This window comes from Mangrovibacter plantisponsor (assembly GCF_003182475.1).
Lineage (GTDB): Bacteria > Pseudomonadota > Gammaproteobacteria > Enterobacterales > Enterobacteriaceae > Mangrovibacter > Mangrovibacter plantisponsor.
Genome location: NZ_QGTS01000047.1, coordinates 1 through 1782, shown reverse-complemented (window position 1 = coordinate 1782; position 1782 = coordinate 1). Strand labels below are relative to the sequence as shown.

The window sequence follows — 1782 nt, the reverse complement described above, 5'->3', positions numbered from 1 at the left end:
CCCGTGACCAGCGCGGCCAGGCGGCTTCTTATGATGCAGTTGAAGAGGTCAAGCTTGCCCTGTGGAAAGCCCTGCTGGGTATGCGCCCGGATGAAGGCAGTGACATTGTTATTTATGCCGGTGGGCAGTTGCTGGATATGGACCGGGGCAGGCTTTATTACCAGTTTGATTTTACCTGCGACCGGGAAATCACCGAAGACATGACCCGCCAGCAGGAAGAGCTGGACGCACTGGATACCTTCACCGGGATGGACATCAATATTGACTACATCGACCCGGGTGACGGGCCGGACGGTAACACCGAGCATCACACCCAAATTAACCTCAGCGAGTAATTCATGAAACTGAAACCTGTAAACGGGCGGTCGGTTCCCGACCCGGCCCGTGGCGACCTTTTGCCTGAAACCGGGCGAAACGTCGAAAAAAGCAGTTACTGGATCCGGCGCCTGGCGGCCGGAGATGTGGAAGAGGTTGTGGCGGTGACAAAAGTAGCCACAGCAACCGACAAACAAGGTGGTGAAGCATGACCGTCAGTTTTAATTCGGTGCCATCGGATCTCCGTGTGCCGCTGTTTTATGCCGAAATGGATAACAGCCAGGCCAACACGGAAACCGACAGCGGGGCATCACTGATTATCGCCATGGCGAACACAGGCAGCAGCATCACGCGCAACGAGCTGGTGATCATGCCGTCTGCCGGGCTGGCCGGGAAACAGGCCGGGCGCGGAAGCCAGCTGGCACGGATGGTGAGTAAATACCGTAATGTCGATCCCTATGGTGAATTATGGGTGATTGCGGTGGATGCGCCGGAAGGGGACGCCGCCACCGGGACCCTCACCCTGACCGGTGCAGCCCAGGCCTCTGGCACACTGAGTCTGTATATCGGTACCGAACGGGTGCAGTCAGCCGTTGCCACCGGTGATACGGTGAGTGAGATGGCTTCTGCTCTGGCGGATGCCATCAATGCTGACCTGGATTTACCCGTGACAGCTGCGGCGGCGGCAGGGGTGATAACCCTGACAGCCCGGCATGCCGGTCTGTGTGGCAATGAGATTCCTGTGGTGATGAATTACCACGGTACCGTGGGTGGGGAAGACTTACCCGACGGTGTGACGGTCGCCATTGTGGCGATGTCAGGGGGGACCGGCGCACCGGAACTCGATGCCGCAGTGGCGGCGATGGGCGATGAAGCGTTTGATTTTATCGGCCTGCCATTCAGTGATTCCGCCTCGGTTGAAACCCTGGCACTGGAAATGAACGACGATTCCGGTCGCTGGAGTTACGCCCGGCAGTTATATGGGCATGTTTATACCGCTAAAGCAGGCACCCTGTCTGACCTGGTGGCATTTGGTGACACCCAGAACAAACAGCATGTTTCGGTGGCCGGGTATGAGCCGGAAACCCAGACGGCGGTGGATGAACTGGTGGCGCTGCGCACGGCCCGTAATGCGGTGTTTATCCGTAATGATCCGGCCCGCCCCACGCAGACCGGTGTGCTGACCGGCGCACTCCCGGCAAAAGCCGGTTCACGTTTTATCATGACAGAGCGCCAGTCGCTGCTGAAACACGGTATTGCCACAGCGTGTACGTCAGGCGGAGAGCTGTGTATTGAGCGCGATATCACCACGTACCAGACCAACAAGTACGGGGTGGCGGATAACAGCTATCTGGACAGTGAAACCCTGCACACCAGCGCTTACGTGTTACGCCAGCTGAAAAGTATCATCACCAGCAAGTACCCGCGTCACAAACTGGCTGATGACGGTACCCGGTTTGGTGCCGG

The 1782-nt window shown here is 58.1% G+C and carries 3 protein-coding genes; all 3 read left to right on the top strand.

Translation table 11 applies throughout. The features are described from left to right. A partial coding sequence (locus DES37_RS25405) for a phage tail terminator protein (RefSeq protein ID WP_425451745.1) occupies positions 1-335 on the top strand: 335 nt, incomplete at its 5' end. 3 nt (positions 336-338) lie between these two features. Further along, entirely contained in the window at positions 339-527 is a 189-nt protein-coding gene (locus DES37_RS25400; protein ID WP_110028300.1) for a DUF2635 domain-containing protein, read from the top strand. Further along, positions 524-1782, top strand: a 1259-nt coding sequence (locus DES37_RS25395) for a phage tail sheath subtilisin-like domain-containing protein (RefSeq protein ID WP_110028299.1), incomplete at its 3' end; no start/stop codon positions are given. The genes DES37_RS25400 and DES37_RS25395, both read left to right, overlap by 4 nt.